Raw genomic sequence first — 18,945 nt, forward strand, 5'->3', positions numbered from 1 at the left:
AGGTCAGGCGTCCGGGCCGAGGGCCTCCTGAGCGGGCTCGTCCGGCGCGGCCAGGCCCGCCCGTTCGGCCAGCGCGCCGCCCTGGAAGCGGCTCTCGGCGCCCAGTTCCTCCAGCAGCTCCGCGATGTGGCGGCGGCAGGTGCGCAGCGACATGCCCATCCGCCGCGCGATCACCTCGTCCTTGGCGCCCTCCACCAGCAGCCGCACCAGGGTCCGCCGCAGGCTGTGGCCGACCTCCTTGTACGCGGCTCCGCTGCTGCCCAGGAAGGGGTCCGCGGCGGACCAGTGCTGCTCGAAGACCCGGCACAGGTACGCCACCACGTCGGGGTCCCGGACCAACACGGCCCCCTCGCCGCTCCCGCCGTCCGAGCGCCGGGGCAGGAACGCCACGCTGCGGTCGAACACGATCGCCCGGTCGGGGAGTTCCGCGGCGGTGCGGTACTCCGCGCCGGCCGCGGTGAGCGTCTCCACGTACCCCTGGGTGGCCAGGTTGGAGCGGGCCGGATGCTGGTAGAGGGTGCGCATGCGCACGCCCCGGTCGAGCATCGCCAGGTCCCGCTCGATGGCGTCTCCCAGCCGGTGCGGCGGCCGCCCGCCGCCCGGCTGGATGGTGAAGACCTCCTCCCGGCACCGCGCCGAGTGCTGGGCGAGCAGGGCCGAAACGGCGGCCAGGTCGGGCAGCGAGTCGATGCCCTCGCGGCGGCCCTGTTCGTGCCGGGTGGCCCGGTAGCGCGGCATAAGGGAACGCAGGTCGTCCCGGACGGACTGGGCGTGCGCGGCGCTGCGCGCGAGCCGGGCCTCCAGCGGACCGACCGCCTCCGCCGCGGCGGCGTCCGGACTGACCGCCATCAGCTCGTCGGGGCTTCCCGGGACCGTGCGCAGGAGCCGCAGCCGCAGCAGCGTGTGGCACGCCCGCTCGGCCTCCTCCGTGCTGAGGCCGAGGTCAGAGGGGACGTCGAGCGGGTACCGCGGGAGGGCCCCCCGAGCCAGGACGTGTTCGAAAACGGCCACGGCAGCCGCGTCCAGTCGCGGCAAGTCGGTCAATTCTGTCCCGGTATCGATGCTCGTACCCCCTATGCGGCCCTGCTACTTCCGTGCCCTGCAGGGTATTGCCAGGTCGGAGCGCTGGACCCACGGGGCGTGGCGTGAGGAGATTCGGGTGTCCGCCACACAAACCCCCTCAGGCGGACATCGCATGGCGAATCCCCCACCGGTGGTGTTCGCGATCCATGCAACCACCTCCCGACTCAGGAGTCGCACCATGCCCGCAGCCAGCCGTTGCTTCCTCGCCCTCACGGTCCTGCTGGCGTGCGGTGCGTCCGCGCTCACCGTGGGGGACGGGCTCGGACCCGGCGCCGCGGGGCACCGGTACGGATCGGCGGCGGTGAACACGCTCGCGGCCGAGCCCCTGGACACGAGTTGGGGCGACGGCTACATCGCGCCGCAGCACTAGGGGCAGTTGGCATCCCCTTCCCGTCCGACCCGAAGTGAAAGGCCCCAGAACGTGTCATCCCTGCCTGTGACCCCCTCCCGGTCCGGACACGGGCCCCGAGAGGGGGCCGAGAGTCCGGCGGACCTCGCGCTCCTGCCCGACCTGGTGCGCGCCGTGATCGCCCGGTCGGCGCCGCGGGCGCGGCGGGGTGACGGCGGCTCGGCGGGGTCCGACGGCGAGGGCACGGAGACGGTCGACTGGGCGGTGACCCCGGGTGAGTTCTGGTGCCACGTGATGCCGGGCGCCCCGGTCCGGCGCACCCAGGGGTGGAAGCTGCACGTCTCGGCCACCCCGCTCGCCGCGCCGCTGGCCCTGGCCCGCGCCGCCGAGGTGCTGGTGGCCCACCGCGCCGCCTTCAAGTTCGCCGGGACGCCGGCCCGGGTCGCGGCCCTGGTCTCGGGGCGCTTCGCCCGGGGCGGGGGCGGCAAGTTCATCACCGTGTACCCCTCGGACGACGACCAGTTCCGCGTGCTCGCCGAGGAACTCCACCGGGCCACCCTGGGGTTGCCCGGGCCCGCGGTCCTCTCCGACCGCCGATACCTGCCGGACAGTCAGGTCTCCTACCGCTTCGGGGTCTTCGCCGGAGTCCAGGAACTCACCGCCGACGGCTGCTTCGCCACCCTCCTCACCGACCCCGACGGGCGCAAGGTGGCCGACGAGCGCAACGCCTGGTTCAGCCCGCCCGCTTGGGCGGGCGATCCCTTCCCGGAGCGTGCGGCGGCCCCCGTCCGCAGCACCGCCACCGCCAAGCCGGTCCTGCTCGGCGGCCGGTACCTGGTGCGCGGCGCCATCCAACACTCCAACAAGGGCGGCGTGTACCGGGCCGAGGACACCGAGACCGGTGCGCAGGTCGTCGTCAAGCAGGCCCGGCCCCATGTGGCCGCCGGTCTGGAGGGGCTCGACGTACGGGACCTGCTGCGCCGGGAGGCGACCCTGCTGGAGCGGTTCGGCAAGGTCTTCCCGGACCGGGTCCCGCGGCTGGCCGAGGTGTTCGAGCAGCAGGGCAGCGTGTTCCTGGCGGCGCGGACCGTCCCCGGCGCCACCCTGCGCCGTACGGTCGCCGAGCGCCTCGTCCGGACCGGCGCGGCCTGCCCGGACGACGCCACGGCCGACTCGCTGGTCCGGCAGCTGATCGAACTGGTCGCCGCCGCCCACGAACTGGGCGTCACCCTGCACGACTTCAACCCGAACAACGTCATGGTCACCCCGGACGGCCGGCTCCTGCTGATCGACCTGGAGATGGCGGCCCGCGAGGGCGAGCGCTGGGTCCTGGGGGCCACCCCCGGCTACACCGCCCCCGAACTGCGCGCCGCCCCCCAGGTGGCGCCCGCGATGGGCCCCGCCGTCGACCTGTACGCCCTGGGCGCGACCGTCCTGCACGCACTGAGCGGAGCCGACCCGCTGTTCGCGGCGGACCGGCCCGCGTCGGCCGCCCGGCCCGACGAGGAACGCCTCGCGCACCTCGTCGAGTTGCTCGCCCGGGACCAGAGCGCGGTGCGCCGCTTCGCCCCGCTGGTCCTCGGGCTGATGCGGGACGAGCCCGCCGAGCGCTGGACGCTGGAGGCGGCCCGTTCCTTCGGCGCGGCGGACCGTCCCGCCGCGCACCCGGCCGGCGAGTCGATCCGCACCCGTACCGGCACCCGTACCGGCACCCCCGTCGAGGACGTCCGTGCCCGCCTGGTGCGCGACGGCGTGGCCCACCTCCTGGCCACCGCCGGCACGCAGGACGCCGACCGGCTCTGGCCGTCCGACACCTTCGGCGTGACCTGCGACCCGGTGGCCGTGCAACACGGTTCGGCCGGTGGGGTGGCCGTACTCGCCCGGGCCCTGAACGGCTGGGACGACCACTTCTCCGGTGCGCCGGACGGGCCGGGCGCACTCACCCGGGAGACCCTGCGCGAGGGGCTGCGCACCGCCGCGCTGTGGACGGCCGACCGGCAGGAGGCCCTGCCCTGGATCCTGCCCGGACTGCACTTCGGCCGCTCCGGCACCGCCTGGGCGCTGCTCGACGCCGCGGGGGCGCTGGACGACCCGGCCCTGGCCGGGCGGGCGTCCGCGCTCGCCCTCAAGCTGCCCGTCGAGTGGCCCAATCCCGACGTCTGCCACGGCGCCGCCGGATCCGGCCTGGCCCAGCTGCACTTCTGGCGCACCACCGGCGACCCGCGCTTCCTGGAGCGGACCGCCCAGGTCGCCGAGGGACTCCTGACGGCGGCCCGGCACACCCCCGAGGGCATCTTCTGGCCGGTGCCGGAGGACTTCGACTCCGGGCTGGCGGGAGCCTGGCACTACGGCTTCGCCCACGGCGTCGCCGGAGTCGCCACCTTCCTGCTGCTCGCCGCCGAAGCCACCGGTGAGGACCGCTTCCTGAAGGCGGCCGTCGAGGCGGGGACCACCGTGACGACCGCCGCCCGCAAGGGGCCGGCGGGCACGATGTGGCCGGTGGACCGGGCCCGGCACCTCGCCGGTTCGCCGGACCTCGCCCGACACTGGTGCAACGGCTCCTCCGGAGTCGGCACCTTCCTGGTCCGGCTCTGGTCGGCGACCGGCGGGACCGACGACGTCACCCGGGGCCTGGTCGAGGGCGCGGCCCTCGCCGTACGGGCCGGGCGGTTCGGGGACTCGCCCGCCGCGTGCCACGGGCTGGCGGGCAACGCCGAGTTCCTGCTGGACGCCGCCGAGCTGACGGGCGACGAAGAGCACCGGGCGGGCGCGGAACTGCTGGTCGAGCACCTGGCGGCGCAAGCGGTCCTGCGCGACGGCCGGCTGCTGGTGCCCGACGACAACCGCAGGGGCGTACTCGCCGAGTACGCCACCGGATTGGCCGGGAGCCTCTCGCTGCTGCTGCGGATGCGCTCCGGCGGGCCGCGCGCCTGGCTGCCCGAGGGTGCGCGCACCCACCTCTGAACTTCCGGTGGCCGCCGGCCACCGGTAGCCGGTCCGCACGGACCGGTACACCTCCCCACAGAAGGAGCCCATCATGATGGAGCACGACATCGACGCCCTGCAGGTCCTCCCCGCCGACCTGGCCACCGAGGACCTGGGCGAGGAGCACGCGGCGGCGCTCATCACCGGCTGCCGCATCCACTTCAGCGGCTGCTGAAGTCGGTAACGACTGAAGGCCGGGCCCCGAGCCCGCGCACAAGGAGGGGACCGGCCCGGGGGGGCTGGTCCCCTCCTCGGCACTTGTCCCGCTGCGCTGCGCTGCGTTGCGTTGTGCTGCGACGCCGCGCACGGGTACGCGGTCCACGTCGAGCCCGACGTGTGGATCCGGCACGGGGCGGGACCCGACGCGGCCGACGGCGCCCGACGCACCACCGCCTCGCGTACGGGTCCCACCCCGCCCGGGGTCAGAAGCGGTCCGGTGCCGGCAGCAGGGGGAGCGGCGCGGCCCCTCGCCCGCCCGGCGGCGGCGTGGTGGCCCGGCAGCTGACGTCCTGGGCCGGGAGCCGGCCCGTGGCCAGGTAGCCGGTCACGGTCGCGGTCACGCAGGAGTCGGGATCGGCCAGGTACACGCCGTGGCCCTCGCCGCCCAGCGCCAGCGCCATCCGCGAGCCCTTCAACGCCCGGTGCAGCCCTTGGCCGCTGACCAGCGGGGTCTGGGAGTCCCATTCGTTCTGCACGGTCAGCACGTTCGCCCGGGTCCGCATCGGGGTCACCGCCTCCCGGGGCCGCTGCCAGAAGGCGCAGGGCTTGATGTTGGACGCGAAGTCGCCGTACAGCGGGTACGCGGCCTTGTCCCGGACCGCGTCGCGCCGGTACTGCTCGGGGTCGCGCGGCCAGCTGTCGGTGTCCCCGCAGATCACCGACCAGAAGACGGCGATGCCGTTGTCGGAGGCCGGCTCGCCCGCCGCCGACCGCGCGCCGGCGAGCGCGTCCCGCAGGGAGGGGACGGACGCGGGCGGCGGTGTCCCGTCGGCCGCCGCCTTGACCGCGGCGACCAGGGGAGCGGCTCGGGCCGGGGAGAAGAACAGCGCGCGGGCGGACCGGATCGTGTCGCCGGTCAGCTTCTCGCCGTGGAATTCGATGGGGTCGCGGTCGGCCCGCGCCACCAGGTCCCAGAAGGTCCGCGAGACCGCGGCCGGCGAGGCGCCCAGGTGGTACTCGGCGTCGCGCTCGGCGGTCCACCGGGTCCACCGGGCGAACGCGGGCTCCGCCTCGGTCGCCCAGGTCCGGATCGCGTCCCGCCACACGCGGTGCGGGTCCACCCCGCTGTCGAGGACGAAGCGGTCGGTGCGGGCCGGGAAGAGCTGCGTGTACACCGCGCCGAGGTAGGTCCCGTACGAGTAGCCCAGGTAGGAGATCTTCCGCTCGCCCAGGGCCGAGCGGATCGCGTCCATGTCGCGGGCGGTGTTGCGGGTGGTGAGGTACGGCAGCACCGCCCCCGCCTTCTCCCGGCACTTGTCGGCGACCGTACGCGCCCAGGCGACGTCGGTGGCGAAGGTCTCCGGATGGTACGGCCGGTCGACGACCTGCTCGGCGTCGCTCAGCCCGCAACCGACCGGACTGCTGGCGCCGACGCCGCGCGGGTCGAAGCCGATCAGGTCGTACTGGTCGCGCACCTCCCGGGGCAGCACGTCGAGGATCCCCAGGGGCAGGTCGAGCCCGGGATCGCCCGGTCCGCCGGGGTTGAGCAGCAGGACGCCGCGCCGCTCGGCGGGCTTCTCGCTGCGGACCCGGGAGATCGCGAGGTCGAGCGAGGGGCCGCGGGGGCGTGCGTAGTCGAGCGGGACCTTGATGGTCGCGCACTCGAAGGAGGCCGGACGGTCGGCGGCGCAGCGGTGCCACGAGGGGGGCGCGGGCCGGTGGTCGGCCGCGGCGGCCCCGGTCGCGGACAGGAGCGGGACGGTGGTGGCGAGGAGTCCGGCGGCGGCGAGCAGGGGCGCGATGCGGTTCGTGCGCACGAGGAGCCGTTCCTTTCGGAGGAGTCGGTTCCCTGCCACCTTCGCGTACGGGCCGAGTGGGCGAATCATCCCGGAGCGTCGGTCCGTATCCGCCGTGCGGACGAGCTCGCATCAGGACAATCGGCCGGAATCCGGCGGTGGTTGGTGGGGTGACCAGGGGGTGGTGCTCCCCGGACTACCAGCTCGGGCCGCCCGGGACGGCGCGCCACCCGTCGTCGCCGTGCGGTTTCACCCGTCCCGGTGGAACCCGGGGCGGTCGGCGCAGGAAGAACCGATTCGCTGCCGGGGCGCCGCGTACGGTCCGCCTCGAACCCCTCGCCGATCTTGAGGAGACCTTCCGTGAAGCTTCGCAGTGCCGTCACCGCGGGCCTGGCCGGGCTGGTGCTCGCCCTCGCCGTCCCCGGCTCCGCCTTCGCCGCGACCGGCCAGTTCAGCTACACCTTCACCGATGACCATGGACAGGTGCTGACCGTCGCCCTGCACGACCCGAGCAGTGATACGTGCGTCAACCTGCCCTACGTCGGCAGCGAGTGGGTCGAACCGGGCCACACGCCGCACAACGCCACGGACGAGCCGGTGACGGTCTTCAAGGGCGCCAACTGCACGGGCCCGGAGTGGAAGCTGCGCGCCCACGGCAAGCCGGCCACCGAGCAGCTGAAGGTCCGCTCGGTGTGGTTCCACGGCCCGAGCTGACCCGATCCCCGTACCCGTCGCGGCGGCCCACGGCTCCGCGGCGGGAACGGGTCCGGCCGACCGCCTCCGCCTCCCGCCCCCGACTCCGGACATAATGTCGATTCGGATCATGAGGGAAGGAACGCCGATGAGCGACGGGGACGACACGGTCCTGGTGACCACCGAGGGCCGCACCGGCCGGATCACCCTCAACCGACCCGGAGCCCTCAACTCCCTCACCCGCCCCATGGTGCTGCGGATCTCCGCCGCGCTCACCGCCTGGGAGCACGACCCTCAGGTCACCCAGGTGCTCGTCGTCGGGGCGGGGGAGCGCGGCCTGTGCGCGGGCGGCGACATCCGGGCGATCCACGCCGACGCCCGTGCGGGCGGCACGGCCTCGGTGGACTTCTGGCGCGACGAGTACCGGCTCAACGCCCGGATCGCCCGCTACCCCAAGCCGTACGTCGCCCTGATGGACGGCATCGTGATGGGCGGCGGCGTCGGGATCTCCGCCCACGGCAGCGTCCGGATCGTCACCGAACGCTCCCGCGTGGCCATGCCCGAGACCGGCATCGGCTTCGTCCCCGACGTCGGCGGTACCCACCTGTTGGCCCGGGCCCCGGGGGAACTGGGCACCCACCTCGCCCTCACCGGCGCGGCGGTCGGCGCGGCCGACGCCCTGCTGTGTGGGCTCGCCGACCACTTCGTTCCCGCCCGCCTGTTGCCGGAACTGGCCGCGGACCTCGCCGACGCACCCGTGGCCGACGTACTGCCCCGGTACGCCGTCCCCGCCCCGGAGGGCGAACTGGCGGGGCAGCGGGAGTGGATCGACCGCTGCTACGCCGCCGACACGGTCCTGGCGATCGTCGACCGGCTGGCCGGGCACGGCGACCCGCAGGCCAAGCAGACCGCCGAGACGATCCTGGCCAAGTCCCCGACCGCGCTCAAGGTCACCCTGGCGGCCGTCCGCCGGGCCCGCGCCCTCGGCTCGTTGGAGCGGGTGCTGGAGCAGGAGTTCCGGGTGTCCTGCGTCGCCCTGCGCTCGCCCGACCTGGTGGAGGGCATCCGCGCCCAGGTCGTCGACAAGGACCGCACGCCCCGCTGGTCCCCGGCCGAGCTGGCCGGGGTGTCCGACGCGGAGGTGGAGCGGTACTTCGCCCCGCTCGGCGCCGACCGTGAACTGCGCCTCGACGCCGAGTGAGCCGTACCGATCAGCGGTAGCCGGTGACGTCGGCCGGGCGCCCCGGGTCCTGCACCTCGACCATGTACCGCCAGGCGTCGGGGCGGCTCCCGTCGAGGTCCGTGAAGCCGTACACCCCGGCCAACTGTCCGCTGGAGAGCGACTGTCCGTTCCAGCGCGCCCGCTCGGGGTCGCCGGCCAGTGCCGCCACCGCCCGGCCCACGTACGACGGGGTCTCCGAGATCGCGAAGTGGGGTTGCTTCACCAGGGCGTCCCGCCAGGTCGCCTCCGTCACCTCGAAGGCGTCGAGCATGATCTCCGAGCGCATCCAGCCCGGGGTGAGCGCCACCGCGCTCGCCCCGCGCGGCCCCAGCTCGTGCCCGAGCGCGAACGCCATCCGCAGCACGGACGACTTGGCCAGGTCGTAGAAGAAGGAGACCCGGTAGCGGCTCGCGTTGTACTCCGCGGTGCCGTCCGTCATCTCCACCACCAGCCCGCCCGGCTCGCGCAGTAGCAACGGCACCGCGAAGTGGCTGGTGACGGCGTGGGTCTCGACCGCGAGCCGCAGCAGCCGCAGCCCCTTGTCCAGGTCGTGCTCCCACACCGGGCTCTCCCACTCGAAGAGCCGCTCCGCGCCCCAGATGTCGTTGACGAGCAGGTCCAGCCGACCCTGCTCGGCGTCGATCCGGCCGACCACCGCCTCGACCTGCTCCGGCACCAGGTGGTCCGCGACGATCGCGATGCCCTTCCCACCGGCCGCCGTGACCAGCTCGGCGGTCTCCTCGATGGTCTCGGGCCGGTCGTACTCCGAGCGCCTGCCCCGGGTGCTGCGCCCCGTCATGTACACGGTGGCGCCGCGCGCACCCAGTTCCACGGCGATGCCACGACCCGCGCCCCGGGTCGCCCCCGCGACGAGGGCGACCCTTCCCGCCAGCGCCCCGGGCGGGTGCGGCCCGGGCGGTGAAGCCAGTGATTCCGTCATGCCGGGAGCCTACGGCGCCGCGTCGCGTCGGGCGGGCGGCTCGGGTGCGCGGCGGGTACGCGGCCTCAGGCGCCGGTGCCGAGGGCCTCGATGATCTCGGCGGTGGAGCTGACCCGGCCCAGGCGCGGGAAGATCTTGCCGAAGGAATGCGCGTGCGAGTCCGCGTCCGTGTCGGTGGTGGCGTCCTCGGCGAAGACCACGTCGTAGCTGTTCTCCCAGGCCGCGCGGGCCGTGGATTCGACACCGATGCTGGTGGAGATGCCCGCGAGGACGATCCGGCTGATCCCGCGACGGCGCAGTTGGAGGTCCAGCTCGGTGCCGGTGAAGGCGCCCCAGTGGCGCTTGGTGATGCGGATGTCGCCCTCGGCGGCGAGCGCGGGGGCGATCTCGCTGAAGGCGGCGGGCGGGGCGGCGAGCGGGCCGGGGCGGTCGGTCGCGGCGACCGGCAGATCACCGCCGTCGGCGGACCAGGCGACGTTGACCAGGACCACCGGGAGCCGCTCGGCGCGGAAGGCCCGGGCGAGTTCGACGGACCTGGCGAGGACCTCGTCGGAGGGGCGTGCGGTCGGCAGGGCCAGGATGCCCTGCTGGAGGTCGATCAGGACGAGGGCGGTGTGCGCGTCCAGCAACAGGTCGCTCATGAGGTCTCGGTTCCTTCTCGTGGTCGGGGATCGTTCGGGGATCGGTCGGGGATCGGTGGGTGGCCGACGGCGCTCAGCCTTCCGCGAGCCGTTTGAGCAGGCCGATCGCCTCGCGCAGGGTCGCCCGCTCGGGTTCGCTGAGGCGCTCGGCCAGCAGTTCGGCGAGGCGTTCGTACCCGGCCTCCCTGCGCTCGCGGACGGTGTCACGGCCGCTCTCGGTCAGCGCGATGATCTGCCGCCGTCCGTCGGTGGGGTCGGCGCTGCGCTCGACGTAGCCGGCCGCGCGCAGCGCCTGGACCGTGGCGATCATCGACTGCGGTCGGATCCGTTCGGCCCGGGCCAGCTCGGCGGCGGTCGCGGGGCCGCAGCGGTCGAGCTGCTTGAGCACCGCCACCTGCGACAACGACAACCCCTCGGAGGTCGCGACCCGCATCTGGCGCACCACCATGCGCACGGCGAGCTGGAGGTCCTCGGCGGTCTCCCGCAGTTCCCGCAGCTCCCGCTGTTCGTCGGCCATGCCGCAACCGTAGGTGATCGACAGGTAAACTGACAAGTTTGCCTGTCGATCTCATGCCGGGCAGGTGGCCGGAACGGCTGTCTTTCCGCGCCCGGCGTACGCCGGATAGACCTTCGGCCATGACGGCATCGGACATGACGAGCTTCGACGAGGTCTACGGACTGCCGGACCCGCGCGGGTACTTCGCCCAACTGGGCCCGTACGACTACCGCGCGCCCCACCACGGGCAACGGGTCTTTCGAGAACTGATCGGTGAACTGCCGCCGGAAGGGCGGGTGATGCTCGACATCTGTTGCTCCTACGGGATCAACGCGGCACTGGTCAACCACGACGTGACCCTCGACGAGCTCTACCAGCGCTACACCTCCACCAAGGCGGCCGAGCTCAGCACGGGCGAACTCATCGAGTGGGACCGGGAGTTCTACGCCGCCCGACGGCTGCCCGAAGCCGCCGGGTCCATCGGGATCGACGTGTCGCGGCCCGCCGTGGCGTACGCGCTCGCCGTCGGGCTCCTCGACGAGGGCTACTGCGAGGACCTGGAGACGGGCGAGCCGGACGAGGAGCTGAGCCGGGCCGCCGGCGGGGTCGGCCTGATCACCGTCACCGGCGGGGTCGCCTTCCTCACCGAGCGGACCTTCGGCCGGCTCCTCTCCGCGGTCGGCCACCCGGTGCCCGTGGCCGCCTTCGTGCTGCGCACCTGCGACTTCGGGGGCGTTGTCGCCCGGCTGGAGGAGCACGGGCTGACCGTCGAGCGCAGCGACGGCACCTACCCGCAGCGTCGCTTCACGGACGAGGGCGAGCAGCGGCGCGCGGTCGAGACCGTCATCGCGCTCGGCGAGGACCCTACGGGCAAGGAGAGCGAGGGGTGGTACCACTCCCGGCTCTACGTCGGACGCTGACCGGAGCCGGAGCCGGAGCCGGAGCCGGAGCCGGAGCCGGAGCCGGAGCCGGGCGTCGCGCCGGGCCCTGAGCGGGCCCGGTGGAGCGCCGGGAGGGTGCCGAGCGCGACCAGGGACAGCAGGAGGGCGGCGGCCGCCGCGCCGACGGCGGGGTCGGGTCCCCAGAGGGTCCAGGCCCCGCCGAAGAGCAGGGATCCGGCGAAGCGCGCCAGGGCCTGTACGGTCTGGAGCGCCGCGAGCCCGGTGGTGCGGGCCTCCTCCGGCAGGAGGGGACCGGCGGCGGCCATGAGCACGCCGTCGGTCGCCGCGTAGAACAGGCCGACCAGTACGAGCACCCCCGCGACGAGCGCTGCCACGGCGACCGGTGACCCCGCCGGAGCGGGCACGAGCAGGAGCAGGCAGGCCCCCGCCAGCAGCGCGTGCCCGCCGAGGAAGACCCGGTGGCGCCCGACCCGGTCGGCCAGCCGCCCCATCGGCAGCGCGCCGAGCAGGAAGGCGCCCGCGGTGCCCGCCGCGAGCAACGGAAAGGAGGTGTAGGGGAGTTCGAGGCCGCGCTGGAGCAGCAGGTACACGAAGGCGTCGCCGACCGTGAACAGGCCGAGCAGGGCGGCCGCGGCGCACAGGCGGCGCAGCCCCGGGATCCGCAACAGGCTCCGCAGCGCGGCCGGTGGAGCGCCGGAGGGGAGCCGCGGCGCCGGATCCGGGCTCTCGCGCACGAACAGCGCGAGCAGGACGACGCCCAGCGCGGCGGCGCAGAAACTGACGGTGAAGACGGCCCCGTAGCCGTCCGCGGCCAGCCACAGCACCCCGAAGGCCACCAGCGGCCCCAGCAGCGCCCCCGCGGTGTCCATCGCCCGGTGCACGCCGAAGGCCCGGCCCTGTTCCCCCGGCGGACAGGACAGCGAGATCAGCGCGTCGCGCGGAGCCGTGCGCACCCCCTTGCCCGTGCGGTCGGCGGCCAGTACCGCCGCCACCTGCCACGGGGTGGTGACGGCGAGCAGGGCCGCCTTGCACAGCGCGGAGAGGGCGTACCCGGCGCCCGCGACGAGCTTGCGGCGCCGGGTACGGTCGGCGATCCGGCCCCCGGCCAGCCGGAACAGGGCGGTGGCGCCCTGGTTCAGGCCGTCCAGGGCGCCGAAGGCCAGCGGGGACATGCCGAGCCCGGCCACCAGGTACAGCGGCAGGACGGCGGTGACCATCTCCGCGGAGACGTCCGTGATCATGCTGACCAGGCCGAGCGCGAGGACGGTGGCGGGCACGCGCCGCCGCCGGGCCGCCACGGGTGCGGGGAGGCCCCGGGCGGCGTCCGCCGCGCGGCCGGTCGACAGGTACACGGGGTCTCCCTAGAACCAGTTGACGGTGAGGGGGAAGGTGGTGGTGGCGCTGGTGGGGGTGGTGTCGGTGGCGGTGACGGTGATCTGGGTGGTTCCGCTGCTCCAGGGTTTGCCGGTGATGCGGCCGGTGGTGGTGTCGAGGGTGAGGCCGAAGGGCAGGGCGGTGGCGCTCCAGCGGATGGGGGTGCGGCCGCCGGTGGCGGTCAGTTGGAGGGTGCAGGTCTGGTTGAACTTGCAGCTCTGCGGGCCGGGGTCGGTGACCTTGAGGTCACCCGAGGTGGGGGTGGGGGTCGGCGTGGGCGTGGGAGTCGGGGTCGCCGTCGGCGTGGGATCGGTGCCCGCCGCGAAGACCTCGCTGATCGGCTGGACGTTGGCGGCGTTCCCCGCGTGGGTGGTGCTCCCCGCAAGGTCCTCCAGGGTGCGCAGGAGGTGGTGGTGGCTGTAGGCGGTGGCGTACCGGCCCGTCTTCACCTGGGCGCCGTAGAAGACGGTCGCGATCTGGTTCGAGCCGAGGTAGTTGTCCTCGTCCCAGGTCAGCACCAGGAGGCTGTTGTTGGCCTTGGCCCACTGTGCGTAGCCGTCCAGCCCGTTCTTCGTCCAGGTGTCGCCCGTACCGACCGCGCAGTCGTGCATGTCGTTGCACAGGTTGGGCACGACGAACGACAGCCGCGGCAGCGCGCCGTAGTTCCCCTGGGGGAACTGGGCCCAGGTCTTTCCGGTGTTCAGCGGTACGTTCTTGAACGCGAACCACGGGTTGTGCTTCTGCGCGTACTTCCCGCTCGAACAGGTGGTGGACCCCTCGGTGGGCAGGTCCTCGTTGTACGTCGCGAAGGTCTTCCCCGCCGCGATGACCTCCTGGCCCAGGTTGGCCGCGGTCATCGACTGCGCGGTGTAGCAGCTGTCGCCGGTGATGCCCTGGGTGGCCCCGGAGAAGAGGTTGAAGTAGTTCGGTTGGCTGGGGTGCGTCAGCGCCTTCATGCCGGTCAGGCTCGCGCCGCCGTTCGCCAGCTGGTTGATGTAGGGCGCGCCGGAGTTGCCGATGATGTCGCCGTACTGCTTGTTCTCGAAGACGACGACCACCACGTGGTCGTAGCCGGGGAGCGCGGCAGCGGCGGCGGAACCCGCCTCGGCGGCCTGCGAGTTGGCCACGGTGAACGCTCCGAGCAGGGCGAGCGCGCCGCACGCCGCGCCGAGCGCGGACCAGCGGGCCCGCGCGGTCCGGGCCCCGGGTCGGGGCGCGCCGCCCGGTGCGGGTCTGGACGTGGGAACGGTCTCGGGCAGGGGTACGGGCATGGACGGGTCTCCTTCGTGAGGGGTGGTGACGGGTGACTCTCGTGCTCCGGTCATTCCTCGCGCCGGGCCGCACCGGCCACGGCGATGTTCAGGAACCGCGGCACGGGCCGGTCGCGCGCGCGGAACTCCGCCGCCACCGCCGCCCGTACGTGCGCCACGCGCTCCTCGGGCAGCCGCAGCAGCACCGCCCGCCCCGGGCGGGCGCCCGGCTGCCAGACGTCCAGGGCCCCGGCCCGCCGCGCGCCGGCCGCGGCCCGGTCCCGGTCCGCCGCCCGATCGGCGGGCGCCCCGCGCAGGGCGACCAGCACCAGCCGGGTCCCCGACCCGGCGGGGTCGAAGAGGACGTGGCGCGGGGGCCCGCCCGCGTCCGGCCCGGCGGCGGTCCGCAGGGCGTGGCCCGGCCGGGCGAAGAGCACGGCCCGGCGCAGCGCGTCGTCCCCGTCCGGCAGCGCCCGCGCCAGCAGCCGGCCGAGGCCCGCCCGCGGCGGCCGCGCGGTCGGGTCGGCCCGCAGGTGCGCGTCGGCCACGGCCAGTGCGACCGCGCAGTCCGCCGGTTCCGCGACGGCCAGGCCGGCGGCCGCGGTGAGCGAGCCCTGCACGTGCAGGTCGGTCCCGCCGCGCCCGTACCCCGCGAGGGCCAGGGCCCGCAGCAGGGCGTAAGGCCGCTCGGCCCAGGCCGGGGCGGTGGCCGGTGGCCCCGACAGGGCCAGTGGCAGATCGCAGCCGTGCGCGGGATGGCTCAGCGAGCTGAGCCGTACGACGCCGTCCTCGCGGGGCGCCGCCGCGGCGGCCACCGGCCACCCGGCCGCCGCGACCAGTCCGGACGCACCGAGACGGAAGGCGTGCGGGGCGCTCCACACGGCGGTGGGCGGCCTGCCGTGCGCCGCCTCCAGGGCGTAGGCGACGAGGCGGAACAGCGGGTCGGCGGTGGCGCTCCGGGCCAGGTCCGGCCCACCCGCCACGCCGGTCATCGCCCGACTCCCGGGGCTCCGGCCGCGGCGTGGTCCTTGCGCGCCAGCATCCGATAGGCGTTGCCGCCGTCGCCGCGCCGGGCGGCGGCGCTGCGGACCGCGTCGAGCACCGCCGCGCCCGCGAAGCAGGGCAGTGCGGCCGCCCGGACCACGTGGCGCAGGGCCCGCCGGACCCGCGGGACGGCGGGCGACCAGGGGCTGTCGGGATCCGGGGCGAGCCGGGTCACCGTGAGCGCCACCGCGCCCAGGAAGTCGTTGCCCTGGTGCGCCGGCCCGTGCTCCTCGGCCAGCACGGTGAACCCCCGCTCGGCCAGTGCCCCGCGCAGGTTCGCCGCCGGGATCAGGTGCTGGTGCTGGGGCTGGAACCAGGGCAGCCAGGCCGGGCCGAGCAGCCGCGCCATCCGGGAGGTGGGGTCCGGCAGTTCGATGGCCAGGTGCCCGCCGGGGGCGAGCACGGCGCGGGCCGCGTCGAGCTCGGCGAAGGGGTCCCGGGTGTGCTCCAGGTAGTGGTACATGCTGACCACCTCGTACTGGCCCGCCAGCTTCGCCGCGAACTCCGGGAACTGGCCCTGGAATCCGACGTCCACCCAGCCGCGGCGCTCCGCCTCGCGGACCCCGTCGCCCATGTCCAGGCCGTCGAACCGGGTCCGCGGCCAGAGCGACCGCGCCGCGTTGCAGAAGTGGCCGTGCCCGGTGCCGACGTCGAGCCAGGAGCCGGGACCGGCCGCCCCGACGTGCGGGCGCAGCAGGTCGGCGCGGTCCCGGTAGGTGCCTCCCATGCTGCCGAAGACCGTGCCCGCGCCCTCGCCGCCCCGGCCGTCGTAGAAGTCCCGGTAGTAGAACTCCAGCCCTTCCGGAGTCAGTCGGGGATTCTGGAAGACGTGACCGCAGTCCCCGCACTGCTCCAGGACGAACCGGCCCGGCTTGCCCTGGAGCAGGTCGGGCACCGTGACCCGGACGGCGAGCCGCCCCGATCCGCACCAGGGGCAGTCGGCGCGGCGCGCTTCGAGGAACCGGTCGGTCCCGGCGGCCAGTTCGCGCCCGTAGCGGTCGCTGCGGTCGCTGCGGTCGCGGTGCTCGCCGTCCCGGCCCCCGTCGGCCTCGCTGGAGGCCGTGGTGCGCGTGGTGGCCGCGGCGGCGATGGCGGTGCGCAGGGCGGCGTCGAGCGAGCGCAGTGGCCGGGCGGCGGTGTCCCGGGCCAGCGAAGCGGGCCGCAGGGGTCCGGCCGGGCCGCCCAGGACGGCGTAGGGCTGGAGCCAGTACAGCCCCGCCGCCACCTTGCCCCACGGGCCCCGGCGCAGCGACGCCCAGGCGAGCAGGGCCAGCCCGGCGCACTGCGCCGCGGCCAGCGGTCCCGGCGCCAGCCCGTGGGCGCGCAGCTCGGCGGCGCCGGCCCGCCGTGGCCCCGGACCGCAGGACAGGCCCGGGGCGACCGCCATCGAGGTGGCGTCCGGGGCGTACTCCTTGAGTGTGCGGACGAGGGTGATCAGCCGTGCCGGGTCGGCACCCGCCGCCGGGTCCAGGTCGAGCCCGGCCCGGGCGAGCACCTCCTCGGCGACCAGGACGGCGTAGCCGGCCCCGCGCCCCCGCGCGAGCCGGTCGCCCCGGTACCCGGCCGGGTCCACCAGCCGCAGGAGGCCCAGGGCGGATTCGGCGCCCAGGTCGCCCGGGAGCAGGTCCAGGACGCGCAGCCCCTCCCGCTCGGCGTGGGCGCAGGCGCTGAGGAAGGTGGCGGAGTCGGGCTCGACCCCGAGCGCCGTGAACAGCCGCCATCCGGCGGGCCGCGGAACCCCTACCGCGGCCGGGCCTCCGGCCAGGACGGGGATCGATCCGAGCCGGCGGCGGGCGCGCACGGTGCCCGCGCCGAGGGCGGCGATCAGCAGGGCGCCGACCCATGGCACGGCGGCCGCCGCGCGGTCCGCCGAGCGGGCCGCGGAGCGGGGCGTGACGATCGGCTTCATGGCGCGCTTCGCAGCGTCGTTCACAGCGTCTTCTCCAACCGGTCGGCCGCGGCGGCGGCTCCGCCCGCCGCGGCGAAGGAGGCCTGGATGCGCCGGGCGGCCCGGCGCGGGCCGGGTTCGTCCAGCACGGCCGTCAGGGCGTCGCGCACTTCCTCGGCCCGGGCCCGGCCGAACCGCACCCGCACCCCGGCGCCCGCGTCGGTGACCTGGCGGGCCACGATCGGCTGGTCGTCCCGGATCGGCGCGACCACCAGGGGCAGTCCGTGCGCGAGGGCCTCGCAGACGGTGTTGTGACCCGCGTGGCAGACCACCGCGTCCAGGTGCGGCAGCAACTCCAGCTGCGGGACCCGCTCCTGGAGCAGCACGGTGTCGAACGGCAGCGCCTCGTCCAGAGCTTGTGGGCGCGCCTGCCCGGGCAGTCGTCCCACCAGGTCGGCGGGCGCGGCCAGGACCAGCTGCACCGAGCCGCCCAGCCGCTCGGCCGCGCCCAGCACGGCGGCGTAGAACCGGGCGCCCGCTGCGCCGTTGAGCGTCCCGAGGGACACCAGGACGCGCCGCCGGTCCGGGTCCAGTCGCCGCCAGGGGAAGTCGGGCCCGGCCGGACGCGCCCCGAAGGCCGGTCCGACGAAGGCGTAGTGCGCGGGGAAACCGTCCTGCGCACCGACGAGTTCCGGTGTGGAGAAGACCAGGACGAGCCGGTCGGAGAAGCGCGGGTCCCAGCCGGTCGACCCGTCGCCGCCGGGGGCACCCCCGCCCGTCCCTGGGCCGGCCCCCAGCTCGGCCAGCAGGCCCGCGATCTGCTGCGCCACCCACTCGCCGACCCGCGGGAACCCCTCGAAGGGGCGGGCGAACTCGGCCGACGTACTGGCCGAGGTGACCCAGGGAACGCCCAGCCGGTGCGCCACCACCGGTCCGGCCAGCGCTTGTTGGTCGGCGACCAGCAGGTCCGGGCGGAAGCCGCGGACCGCCCGCGCCACCCCCGGCGCCATCGCCCGGGCCAACGGCACCAGGGCCTCCTCCCAGAGGAAGCGCAGCGCGCCGACCCCGCGCAGGTCGCGCCAGCGCTCGTGCAGATCGGCGTACCCGCCACCGCCCGCGGAGCCCGACCCGGACGGGACCGCGTCCCCGGCGGGCAGGATGCGGGCACGATCGGGCAACAGGGCGGCCAGCGCCGCGCCCGGACCCGTCCAGGCGACCTCGTGCCCGCGGGCAGCGAGCTCGGCGCCGACGGCGGCCGTCGGATTGACGTGCCCCGCCAGCGGCGGAACCACGAAGAGCACCCTCATCGGACCAGGGCTCCCGTCCGGAGCGCCGCGACCTCGTCGAGGTGGGCGAGTACGGACTTGCGCAGGGCCCCGCTGCTCTCCTTGAGCACGTCGTGCCCGAGGCCCGGCAGGATCTCGACGCAGCAGGGGCCCGTCGCGTGCTCGGCCAACTCCATGACGCCCGGGACCAGTTCGGAATGCTCGCCGCAGACCGCGAGCACCGGGCAGCGCAGTCGCGCGTAGTCGGCCGGGGTGAACACCCGCCCCGCCGCGACGTCGTCGATCAACGTGGTGCGGTTGAGGAGTTCATCGGCGATCGAGGTGAGGGCGGCCGCCTTGCGCAGCCGCAGCGCCCGCAGCTGGGCGGGCACTTCGCTGTCCTCCAGGCTCAGCGCGGCGGCCGACAGCGTGTCCACCATGTTCTCCACCCAGGCGCCGCTCAGCGGCGGTTCGAGCAGGGTGAGACCCGCGACGAGGTCGGGCCTGGCGAGCGCGGCGTGCACGGCCAGCGTGCCGCCGTAACTGTTGCCGACCAGGTGGACGGATCGGTGCGCCAGACCGAGGGCGCCGAGCAGGGCGACCAGGTCGCGCACGGCCGTACCGCTGTCGTACCCCGAGGTCGGCCGCCCGGTGCGGCCGTGGCCGCGCAGGTCGTAGAGGACCACCTCGTGGCCGGAGCGGGCGACGGGCACGGCGAGCGGGCAGTAGAAGGAGGAGAGGTTGTCGACGACCAGCCCGTGCAGGAAGACGACCACGGGCCGGTCCGGGTCGTCGGCGCCCGCGGCGGGCAGTCGCTGGACGTGGAAGTCGACGGCATCGGCGAGGACGTGTGCCACG

17 protein-coding genes are annotated in these 18,945 nt (G+C 75.1%); 6 read left to right on the plus strand and 11 right to left on the minus strand.

Annotation, left to right across the window (positions count from 1 at the left end):
• Window positions 1–3: 3 nt before the first annotated feature.
• Window positions 4–1,035, minus strand: a complete 1,032-nt coding sequence (locus ACIBEA_RS00960) for a hypothetical protein (protein WP_399256509.1) — start codon at window positions 1,033–1,035, stop codon at window positions 4–6.
• 226 nt (window positions 1,036–1,261) lie between these two features.
• On the opposite strand from ACIBEA_RS00960, the gene ACIBEA_RS00965 reads away from it, so the two are divergent.
• The 3 genes from ACIBEA_RS00965 to ACIBEA_RS00975 all read left to right on the plus strand — a co-directional run bounded on the left by ACIBEA_RS00965 (window position 1,262) and on the right by ACIBEA_RS00975 (window position 4,592).
• Window positions 1,262–1,453 (plus strand): hypothetical protein, encoded by a 192-nt coding sequence (locus ACIBEA_RS00965; RefSeq protein WP_399256510.1) that lies wholly within the window; start codon window positions 1,262–1,264, stop codon window positions 1,451–1,453.
• A gap of 51 nt (window positions 1,454–1,504) precedes the next feature.
• On the plus strand, window positions 1,505–4,396 hold the full coding sequence (gene lanL / locus ACIBEA_RS00970) for a class IV lanthionine synthetase LanL (protein ID WP_399256512.1): 2,892 nt from the start codon (window positions 1,505–1,507) through the stop codon (window positions 4,394–4,396).
• A 73-nt stretch (window positions 4,397–4,469) separates the two neighbouring features.
• Window positions 4,470–4,592: an ALQxL family class IV lanthipeptide gene (locus ACIBEA_RS00975; protein WP_385782027.1), complete on the plus strand. Its 123-nt coding sequence runs from the start codon at window positions 4,470–4,472 to the stop codon at window positions 4,590–4,592.
• Between the two features lie 247 nt (window positions 4,593–4,839).
• On the opposite strand, the gene ACIBEA_RS00980 is transcribed toward ACIBEA_RS00975, so the two are convergent.
• Entirely contained in the window at window positions 4,840–6,393 is a 1,554-nt protein-coding gene (locus ACIBEA_RS00980) for an alpha/beta fold hydrolase (RefSeq protein ID WP_399256514.1), read from the minus strand.
• Between the two features lie 339 nt (window positions 6,394–6,732).
• On the opposite strand from ACIBEA_RS00980, the gene ACIBEA_RS00985 reads away from it, so the two are divergent.
• Both ACIBEA_RS00985 and ACIBEA_RS00990 read left to right on the plus strand, forming a co-directional pair.
• Window positions 6,733–7,086 (plus strand): hypothetical protein, encoded by a 354-nt coding sequence (locus ACIBEA_RS00985; RefSeq protein WP_399256516.1) that lies wholly within the window; start codon window positions 6,733–6,735, stop codon window positions 7,084–7,086.
• Between the two features lie 127 nt (window positions 7,087–7,213).
• Window positions 7,214–8,266: an enoyl-CoA hydratase/isomerase family protein gene (locus tag ACIBEA_RS00990; protein ID WP_399256518.1), complete on the plus strand. Its 1,053-nt coding sequence runs from the start codon at window positions 7,214–7,216 to the stop codon at window positions 8,264–8,266.
• A gap of 10 nt (window positions 8,267–8,276) precedes the next feature.
• Here ACIBEA_RS00990 and ACIBEA_RS00995 read toward each other — a convergent pair whose 3' ends face one another.
• From ACIBEA_RS00995 to ACIBEA_RS01005, 3 genes are all read right to left on the minus strand, one after another.
• A complete protein-coding gene (locus ACIBEA_RS00995; RefSeq protein WP_399256520.1) occupies window positions 8,277–9,227 on the minus strand; it encodes an SDR family oxidoreductase in 951 nt (316 codons plus the stop codon).
• 65 nt (window positions 9,228–9,292) lie between these two features.
• Window positions 9,293–9,868 carry a hydrolase gene (locus tag ACIBEA_RS01000; protein ID WP_399256522.1) on the minus strand — a complete coding sequence of 192 codons (576 nt, stop codon included), beginning with the start codon at window positions 9,866–9,868 and terminating at the stop codon, window positions 9,293–9,295.
• Between the two features lie 73 nt (window positions 9,869–9,941).
• Entirely contained in the window at window positions 9,942–10,385 is a 444-nt protein-coding gene (locus tag ACIBEA_RS01005; RefSeq protein WP_399256524.1) for a MarR family winged helix-turn-helix transcriptional regulator, read from the minus strand.
• 119 nt (window positions 10,386–10,504) lie between these two features.
• On the opposite strand from ACIBEA_RS01005, the gene ACIBEA_RS01010 reads away from it, so the two are divergent.
• Entirely contained in the window at window positions 10,505–11,284 is a 780-nt protein-coding gene (locus ACIBEA_RS01010; RefSeq protein ID WP_399256526.1) for a hypothetical protein, read from the plus strand.
• On the opposite strand, the gene ACIBEA_RS01015 is transcribed toward ACIBEA_RS01010, so the two are convergent.
• From ACIBEA_RS01015 to ACIBEA_RS01040, 6 genes are read right to left on the minus strand one after another with little or no spacing between them, the layout of a single operon-like run.
• Window positions 11,269–12,618, minus strand: a complete 1,350-nt coding sequence (locus tag ACIBEA_RS01015) for an MFS transporter (protein WP_399256528.1) — start codon at window positions 12,616–12,618, stop codon at window positions 11,269–11,271. The genes ACIBEA_RS01010 and ACIBEA_RS01015 overlap by 16 nt on opposite strands.
• 9 nt (window positions 12,619–12,627) lie before the next feature.
• Entirely contained in the window at window positions 12,628–13,911 is a 1,284-nt protein-coding gene (locus ACIBEA_RS01020) for an alkaline phosphatase family protein (protein WP_399256530.1), read from the minus strand.
• A 50-nt stretch (window positions 13,912–13,961) separates the two neighbouring features.
• Window positions 13,962–14,882, minus strand: coding sequence for a galactokinase (locus tag ACIBEA_RS01025; protein WP_399256531.1), 921 nt, complete (start codon window positions 14,880–14,882; stop codon window positions 13,962–13,964).
• Window positions 14,879–16,867 carry a class I SAM-dependent methyltransferase gene (locus ACIBEA_RS01030; RefSeq protein WP_399256533.1) on the minus strand — a complete coding sequence of 663 codons (1,989 nt, stop codon included), beginning with the start codon at window positions 16,865–16,867 and terminating at the stop codon, window positions 14,879–14,881. The genes ACIBEA_RS01025 and ACIBEA_RS01030 overlap by 4 nt, the downstream gene beginning before the upstream one ends.
• A complete protein-coding gene (locus ACIBEA_RS01035; RefSeq protein WP_399256535.1) occupies window positions 16,864–18,129 on the minus strand; it encodes a glycosyltransferase in 1,266 nt (421 codons plus the stop codon). The genes ACIBEA_RS01030 and ACIBEA_RS01035 overlap by 4 nt, the downstream gene beginning before the upstream one ends.
• Entirely contained in the window at window positions 18,126–18,944 is an 819-nt protein-coding gene (locus tag ACIBEA_RS01040; protein WP_399256537.1) for an alpha/beta fold hydrolase, read from the minus strand. Before ACIBEA_RS01040 ends, ACIBEA_RS01035 begins: the two co-directional genes overlap by 4 nt.
• Window position 18,945: the final 1 nt, after the last annotated feature.

Source organism: Streptomyces sp. NPDC051555, assembly GCF_044454405.1.
In the GTDB taxonomy this organism is placed as follows: Bacteria; Actinomycetota; Actinomycetes; order Streptomycetales; family Streptomycetaceae; genus Streptomyces.

What these genes read in the sequence shown, in the direction of transcription:
- ACIBEA_RS00965 (WP_399256510.1), top strand. Translation starts at nt 1,262, where the DNA reads ATGCCCGCAGCCAGCCGTTGCTTCCTCGCCCTCACGGTCCTGCTGGCG.
- ACIBEA_RS01025 (WP_399256531.1), bottom strand. Translation starts at nt 14,882, where the DNA reads ATGACCGGCGTGGCGGGTGGGCCGGACCTGGCCCGGAGCGCCACCGCC.
- ACIBEA_RS00995 (WP_399256520.1), bottom strand. Translation starts at nt 9,227, where the DNA reads ATGACGGAATCACTGGCTTCACCGCCCGGGCCGCACCCGCCCGGGGCG.
- ACIBEA_RS00975 (WP_385782027.1), top strand. Translation starts at nt 4,470, where the DNA reads ATGATGGAGCACGACATCGACGCCCTGCAGGTCCTCCCCGCCGACCTG.
- ACIBEA_RS00990 (WP_399256518.1), top strand. Translation starts at nt 7,214, where the DNA reads ATGAGCGACGGGGACGACACGGTCCTGGTGACCACCGAGGGCCGCACC.
- ACIBEA_RS01020 (WP_399256530.1), bottom strand. Translation starts at nt 13,911, where the DNA reads ATGCCCGTACCCCTGCCCGAGACCGTTCCCACGTCCAGACCCGCACCG.
- ACIBEA_RS01000 (WP_399256522.1), bottom strand. Translation starts at nt 9,868, where the DNA reads ATGAGCGACCTGTTGCTGGACGCGCACACCGCCCTCGTCCTGATCGAC.
- ACIBEA_RS01005 (WP_399256524.1), bottom strand. Translation starts at nt 10,385, where the DNA reads ATGGCCGACGAACAGCGGGAGCTGCGGGAACTGCGGGAGACCGCCGAG.
- ACIBEA_RS01035 (WP_399256535.1), bottom strand. Translation starts at nt 18,129, where the DNA reads ATGAGGGTGCTCTTCGTGGTTCCGCCGCTGGCGGGGCACGTCAATCCG.
- ACIBEA_RS01010 (WP_399256526.1), top strand. Translation starts at nt 10,505, where the DNA reads ATGACGGCATCGGACATGACGAGCTTCGACGAGGTCTACGGACTGCCG.